A 7,107-nucleotide genomic window follows, 5' to 3' on the forward strand; every position below is an offset into this window, starting at 1 on the left:
CGGGCTCTGCCACACCAACGGTCATGAACGGCAGCACTCTCATCGCGGACGTCATCGGCAACCCGCTGCTGGAAGGCTACGGGCGCTTCCTGTTCCCCATCACCTTCAACACGCCCCGGCCCGGTGACACGCTCGCCGACGTGCCGGACCTGCTCACCTGGTACCACCACGTCGACACCGCCACCACCATCGACGTCGTCGGCGATCTGCTGATGCGGCGGGAGAACGGGCAAACGGTCTTCTTCAACATCTATACCGAGCAGGAGAGAGCCGCCGCCCCCGGCCTGGAGGACACCGGGCTGTTCGTCTTCCCCGCGCAGGGGGTGCCGACGGGCGCCAAGCCGCACGTGGCCATCTGCAACGCCGGAGGCGGCTTCGCCTACGTGGCCTCCATCCACGATTCGATGCCGCACGCCTTGTGGCTGTCCCGCCACGGGTACACGGCCTTCACGCTGCAGTACCGGCCCGGCGCCCGGACCGGCTGTGAGGACCTGGCCCGCGCCATCTCCTTCATCCACACCCATGCCGACGAGCTCGGGGTCGACCCCGAGGGCTACTCGCTGTGGGGCGGATCGGCAGGTGCCCGCCTGGCCGCCTATCTGGGTTCCTACGGCCCGGCACGCTTCGGCGGCGACGATGTGCCGCGTCCCGGCGCCGTCGTCATGCAGTACACCGGGCATTCCGACCTGTCCGGCGCGGAGCCGCCCACTTTCGCGTGCGTCGGCACGGCGGACCCAATCGCCTCCTGGCGGACCATGCGTGCCCGCACGGACGCCATCGCGGCCGCGGGCACGCCGTCGGAGTGCCGCGTCTTTGAAGGACTCCCGCACGGCTTCGGGCTCGGCATCGCCACGGCCGCCGAGGGGTGGATCGAGGACGCCGCCGCCTTCTGGCAGGCACAGATCGACGCCGCATCCGCCGCATCCGCCCCATCCGCCGGCCCGGCCACGGTGCGCGAGTACGTGCGCCTCGACTACTCCCCCACCTTCAGCGGCATCGACCTCAACCACGTCAGCCCCGACCCCGACGCGGTCGAGGGGACGGTGGCGACGGCGGCGGTCGATCCGACGCGCAGCCAGTGCCTGTTCCTGTGGGACGAGGGTGGAGCGCCGACCACGACGACGCCGCGCAGCTCGGGCTATGACCCGGCCGGTTTCCGCCCCACCGTCACGAGTATTCCCGCCGTCGGCGGCACCGTCAGGGGCGCGGTGCTGCTATGCGCCGGCGGCGCCTTCGCCGTGCGCGGGAACAACTCCGACTGCTACCCGACCGCCGAGCAGCTGTCGGCCAGCGGCTACCACTGCTTCGTCGTCGACTACCGGCTCCGGCCGTACACCCAGGCGGAGGCCGGAACGGACCTCGCCCGCGCCATTCGCTTCGTGCGCGCCCACGCAGACGACTACGGCCTGCCGAGCCCGCAGCACATCGCCCTGGGCGGCTACTCCGCCGGGGGCATTCTGTGCGGCGAGACGATCCTCAACTGGTCGGGAAGCACCTGTCCGGCCGAGCTCGACGCCGGCTACACGCCGGACGGACTCGACTCCGTAAGCGCCGACGTCACCGCAACCGCGATGATCTACTCCTTCTACGGGCGCCTGTCGGTGGCCGAGCTCAACCCGGACCGGCTGGCCGGGGCGGTACCCACCTACTACTGCTACGGCACCCGCGACCCGTTCTACAACCAGTTCGAGGCGCAGGTAGAAGTCATGGCCGCCCGTGGCGCCACGCACCGCGCCCGGGTACTCGACGGCTGGCCGCACGGCTTCGGCGCCGAGGGCGGCTGGATCGAGGAGTACGACGCCTTCATGCAGCGGGCCTTCGCCGCCGCCTGAGCCCACCGCCCCAGACAGAGAGCGCGCCTCAACTCCCGCGACGCCGCTGGCACGTTCCGTCTCCGTCAGGCAGGTACTGCGAGGGCCAGGCGGGCCGACGGAGCGTTCCGTAGGCTGATACCGCGCAGCCACGCATCGGTTTCCGTCGGGACTCCTACGGAACCCTCCGAAAGGACAGCAGCATGACCACCATCGCCATCATTGGAGGCGGCCCGGGGCTCGGCCGCGCCGTAGCCCGCCGCTTCGCCCGTGAGGGCTTCGACGTCGCCCTCATCTCCCGCAGCCGTGAGCACCTCGACGAGCGGGTCGCCGCCTTGAGTGCCGACGGCGTCAACGCCCGCGGTTACGTCGCCGACGGGCGCGACGCCGCGGCGCTGACGCGGGCGCTGGCCGACGCTGCGAGCGAGCTGGGCCCCATCGAGGTGCTCCAGTGGAGTCCCGTGCCCGCACGCGAGTTCATGAAGCCGGTGCTGGAGACCAGCGCCGAGGACCTGGTCGGCCCCATCGAGATGTCCGTGTACGGCCCCGTCAACGCGGTGCGTCAGGTGCTGCCGGGCATGCGTGAACTCGGTCGCGGCACCATCATCTTCGTCAACGGCGGTTCCGCCGTCCGTCCGGGCCCGAAGGTCACCGGCACCTCGGTGGCCTTCGCCGGGGAGAGCGCCTACGGGCAGCTCCTGCACGACGCGCTCGCTCCGGAGGGGATTCACGTCGCCCAGCTCATCATTCCGCGGGGCATCGGCCGCGGCGAGCCCTCCCACGAGCCGGCGGCCCTGGCCGACCGCATCTGGCAGTTGCACACCGACCGCGGCGAGTTCCGTACCTTCGCCGCCCCGATGGACCTGTAGCCGCCCCGCACACGCTCGGCCAAGGGCGAGCGGCGCCGTCGCCGTCCGTCCGTGGCTGCCGGAGCCGCCGGTTTTCACCGCCACTGGCGGTCAGCCTTGGCAGTGATAGCCGACACACTCACCGGCAGGACCCCACCGACGCCTGACGATTCGTCCTTTTCGACGACGGTTCGGCACTTCAGTGCAACGGTTCGGCATGTCCGGCGACGCTTCGGCAGCTAGGGTGCCGAACCGTCGGCCTTGTGTACGAATCGTCGCTGCGAACTGCCGAAGCGTCGGCTCAGGTGCCGAACCGTCACCCCACAGCGGGAACCACCACCGTTGCACGCCGGGCCCGCCCGCCACGACCGCGCCCCGCAAGCGTCCCCGCCGCCGCATCAACCGGTCTCAGCACGTTATTAGTGCCGGTTTCGGCACGTTACAAGTGCCGGTTTCGGTGAAGGGGGTGGGTGCCGGGCTTGTGCGCGTGAGGTGCGCGCGCGGTGGCGATGCCGGCGAGGAGCGCGGCCACCGCGACAACGCCGAGGAAAACCCACATGGCGGTGCGGGTGCCGTCCACCGTGGCCGCGGCAACGGCGTCGGGACGGGCGGCCTGGGCCATCGCCACGATCGTGGCGGCCACGGCGGTGCCGATGGCGCCGCCGAGCTGCTGGATGGTGTTGAAGGCGGCGTTACCGTCGGCCTGCAGCGAGTCGGGCAGGGAGCGTAGGCCGTGAGTCATGGAATTGGAGACGGACAGGCCTTGGCAAATGGGCAGGAGGATGTAGATCCAGGCCATGCGTGTCGCCGATCCGGCGGTGCCGATGAGCGCGAACAGCACCATGGTGGCCACGCCGAACACCGCACCGATGCGGATGGGACGGGCCGGGCCGAGGGCATCCAGGACGCGACCGCCGAAGGGGGTCAGGCAGGCGCCCACGATGCAGCCCGGCAGCAGCAGGCAGCCGGCGCTGAAGGAATCCATGGAGCCGGCCACCTGCGCGTAGTAGGGGATGAGGTAGCCCAGTGCAAGCACGGTCGCCTGGATGAGCACCACATACAGCACCGAGAGCGTGAAAACAGGCCGGCGGAAGATGCCGATGCGCAGCAGCGGGGTCCGCGACCGGGCCGACACCAGGCAGAAGGCGGCCACAAGCGCAACGGCGAGCGCCAACAGGCCGAGGACGCGGGGACTGGTCACGCCCGCCGTCGAGGCCGAGCTCGTCGCGATGACCAGTGCGGTGAAACCGGAGGCCAGCAGCACGAACTGCAGCGGGGAGAAGGGCGCGGGCGCCGTCGGATGGGATTGGCGGATGGTGGCGATTCCCAGGGCTAGGGATATCAGGAGGAAGGGGACCAGGCACCAGAACACCGACCGCCACCCGTAGGCGCCGATGAGAAAGCCTCCCAGCGAGGGGCCGACGGCGGGCGCGATCGCGGTGATGAGCGTGGCGATCCCCATCATCATGCCCAGACGGTCGAGCGGCGCCTGCTCGAGGACCAGGTTGAACATGAGCGGCAGCGCAATGCCGGCCCCCACCCCCTGAATCAGGCGACCGCCCACGAGCAGAACGAATCCGGGGGCGAGCGCGCACAGCAGGGTGCCGAGCAGGAACGCCACCCCGGCGAACACGAACAAGGTGCGTGTGCGGAAGCGCCGGTTGAGCAGGGAGGAGATCGGCATGATCGCGGCAAGCACGAGCAAGTAGCCGGTGGTGATCCACTGAACGGTCGAGGTGGCCACGTCGAATTCGCGCATGAGCGCGGGGAAAGCGATATTCATGGCGGTCTCGACGACGACGCCGGCGAAGGACATGACGCCGATGGCCACCACGGCGATGAGGAAGCGGACGTCGAGACGCCGCTCGAATGCGGGGGAAGCAGACATGACTCCGGGGACTATACGCCCGCCCGGATACAGCGGATTCGCATGTTCACCGTCGGGACCGCCAGCACACGCATCGCGCTGACGGTCCCGGTGTCGGCGACGACTGCGCCGGTCTCAGATGGCGGTGTAGCCGCCGTCGACGGGGATGGCGGTTCCGGTCACATAGGCGGCGGCCGGCGAGGCCAGGAAGAGAGCGGCGGCGTCGAGCTCGCCCTCCGCGCCGTAGCGGCCCACCGGAATGGTGCGCTTGGCGTGCTCCTGGAAGAAGTCCGAGTCCAGGGTCTCGGTGGTCAGCTCGGTGTAGAAGTAGCCGGGGCAGATGGCGTTGACGGTGATGCCGTACTTGCCCCATTCGGCCGCCAGCGCGCGAGTTAGGTTGACGGCGCCGCCCTTGGCCGCGTGGTAGGGGGCGGAGCCGGCCACCATGTTGCCGACCAGGCCGTACATGGAGGCGATGTTGATGATCCGCCCGTAGCCGGCGGGGATCATGGCCTTCTTCGCGGCGGCGCGCGCCACCCGGAAAAGGCCCAGCATGTCGATGTCGACCTCCTGGGAGAACTGCTCGTCGGTCATGTCCTCCGCGGGGCCCACGGCACCGGTGCCCGCATTGTTGATGACGATGTCCAGACGTCCGAACTTGTCCATGACGGCGTCCACCACCGCCTCCACATTGTCGGTGTCCGTGATGTCGCACCGAATCGCCAGGGTGTCGACGCCGAACTCGTCGGCGATCTCAGCGGCAACCGCCTCGATACGCTCCACGCGGCGGGCGACGGCCACAATGTTGGCGCCGGCCGAAGCGAGAGCTTTGGCCATCTGGACGCCGAGGCCGGACGAGCAGCCGGTCACCAGCGCCACCTGTCCGGTCAAATCGAAGTAGTTGCGGTTCACGGAAGCTCCTTTGCAGTGGGATGGCAGTGGGTACAGGCACGACGCGAAGGCGAACCTGACCGGAACTCTATCGGTAGGAACCGTTCAGCTGCAGAACTGTCAGAAACTGCCGAGTGACTCACGCCAGGGCCAGCGCCCAGGGGGTGACGTTGCCCAGGCCCTTGGCAACGACGTCGTGGCAGGGGTGAACCCGGTAGCGGTGCGCATCCGGCCCGTTGAGGATGTCCCTGGCAGTGGCCTCATCCATGCGGATGCCACCGGGCTCGGCGGTGTCGACCAGGCGGGAGGCAAGGTTGACCGGGGGGCCGAAGACATCGCCGGAGCGGGATACGACCCGCCCCTGCACGAGGCTGGCGCGCACCCGCATCATCTCCGGGCTGGACTGGAGTTCGGCGACGAGCGCGGTGACGACGTCCGCCGCGGTGGTGAGGTCGTCCGCGATGTACATGACGGCGTCACCAATGGTCTTGACCACGCGCGCGCCGCGGGAGGTAACCACGTCACGCGCGGTGGACTCGAAGTCGTCGAGCATGGCCGACAGCTCCTGGCGGCTCATGGTTTGGGCCCGCTGGGTGAAGGACACGATGTCGACGAACCCCAGGGAGCGGATAAGCGGGTAGTAGTCGGGGCCGGCGTCCTCGCGTCCGCGGCGGGAGACCTCGGCATCGGTGCGGCCCAGCAGCGAGGCGAGGTGGCGGCGCCACACGTAGACGAGTTGCCCGGACAGGGAGTCGATCATCTCGTTGACATGGTCGAGGGCGACCAGGCGGGCGGCGGTGTCGTCTAAGTGGAAGCGCTGGGAGATGTCGGAGACGAGAGTCTCCAGCTGCCACAGCACCAGCCGATCCATGGTGAAGGACTGGGCGCGCAGCAGCTCCAGGACGCTGCTGGCGGCCAGGCCGCCGCCCGGGGCGTGAGAGGAGGGCAGGCCGTCGTCGGTGTCGTCGATGAGATCGGCGACGGTGCGCAGCGCAACGACGTCCTGCTCGGTGAAGTGAATCTCGTCGGGGTCGACGTCGGCGAAGCCCATGGCGCGCCAGAAGCGGCGGGCCAGGTCGAGTCCGGTGTCGGCGCGGGAAGCCAGGTCGCGCATGCTGAGGGTGGGGGTGCCCTTGAGCAGGAGCTGCTCGTGACCACTGACCGTGCTCCAGGACGTATCCGCCTGGGACGTTGCCTCCCCGGAGCCGGGGTCCCCGGGAGCTGGGCGCGCGCCGGGGGTCTGCTGGTCAGTCACCGCGTAAGAGTAGCGCACATCACACGCCAGTGATTAATCCTCGGCTGCCCGAGCAGCCGCATGTGCCGCGCGCACTCCGGTCACGTCTCCGGCGGTGACGACGACGCGGCGTACTCCCCCGCCGTCGGCAACCCGCAGGACGAGGCCCGGCTCGACGTCGACGGCGGTGCCGGTGACCTCGCCGCCCGGCCCGTTGACGCGCACCTCCTGCCCGAGGGTGGCGCAGGCCCGCCGCAGTTGTGCCCCGAGGACGCCGTCTGCGGCGTCGGGGTCACCGCCCGCGGCCTCCCACTGCGCTAGTAGCTCGGCCAGTCGGCTTCCGATGGCGTCCAGGAGCCTCGTGCCCGTCGCCTCGTTCACCGCAACGCCGAGCGAGGCGAGCGACGCCGCCCAGGGGACCGGCAGTTCCGCCGCTGTCTGGGCGAGGTTGACGCC

At 69.8% G+C, this 7,107-nt stretch carries 5 protein-coding genes and 1 pseudogene; 2 read left to right on the plus strand and 4 right to left on the minus strand.

Annotated elements, in window-relative coordinates:
- Positions 1-23 precede the first annotated feature (23 nt).
- Both RWX45_RS04070 and RWX45_RS04075 read left to right on the plus strand, forming a co-directional pair.
- Positions 24-1,832: an alpha/beta hydrolase gene (locus tag RWX45_RS04070; RefSeq protein ID WP_316022497.1), complete on the plus strand. Its 1,809-nt coding sequence runs from the start codon at positions 24-26 to the stop codon at positions 1,830-1,832.
- 182 nt (positions 1,833-2,014) lie between these two features.
- Positions 2,015-2,680, plus strand: a complete 666-nt coding sequence (locus RWX45_RS04075) for an SDR family NAD(P)-dependent oxidoreductase (RefSeq protein WP_316022498.1) — start codon at positions 2,015-2,017, stop codon at positions 2,678-2,680.
- Between the two features lie 418 nt (positions 2,681-3,098).
- On the opposite strand, the gene RWX45_RS04080 is transcribed toward RWX45_RS04075, so the two are convergent.
- The 4 genes and pseudogenes from RWX45_RS04080 to RWX45_RS04095 form a co-directional block, all read right to left on the minus strand.
- Positions 3,099-4,547 (minus strand): DHA2 family efflux MFS transporter permease subunit, encoded by a 1,449-nt coding sequence (locus tag RWX45_RS04080; RefSeq protein WP_316022499.1) that lies wholly within the window; start codon positions 4,545-4,547, stop codon positions 3,099-3,101.
- 114 nt (positions 4,548-4,661) lie between these two features.
- Positions 4,662-5,438 (minus strand): SDR family oxidoreductase, encoded by a 777-nt coding sequence (locus RWX45_RS04085; RefSeq protein WP_316022500.1) that lies wholly within the window; start codon positions 5,436-5,438, stop codon positions 4,662-4,664.
- Between the two features lie 118 nt (positions 5,439-5,556).
- Positions 5,557-6,672: an adenylate/guanylate cyclase domain-containing protein gene (locus RWX45_RS04090; RefSeq protein WP_316022501.1), complete on the minus strand. Its 1,116-nt coding sequence runs from the start codon at positions 6,670-6,672 to the stop codon at positions 5,557-5,559.
- Positions 6,673-6,705: 33 nt separating this feature from the next.
- Positions 6,706-7,107, minus strand: a pseudogene (locus tag RWX45_RS04095) (biotin--protein ligase); the annotation flags it as partial.

The organism is Actinomyces sp. MRS3W (assembly GCF_032465695.1).
In the GTDB taxonomy this organism is placed as follows: domain Bacteria; phylum Actinomycetota; class Actinomycetes; order Actinomycetales; family Actinomycetaceae; genus Actinomyces.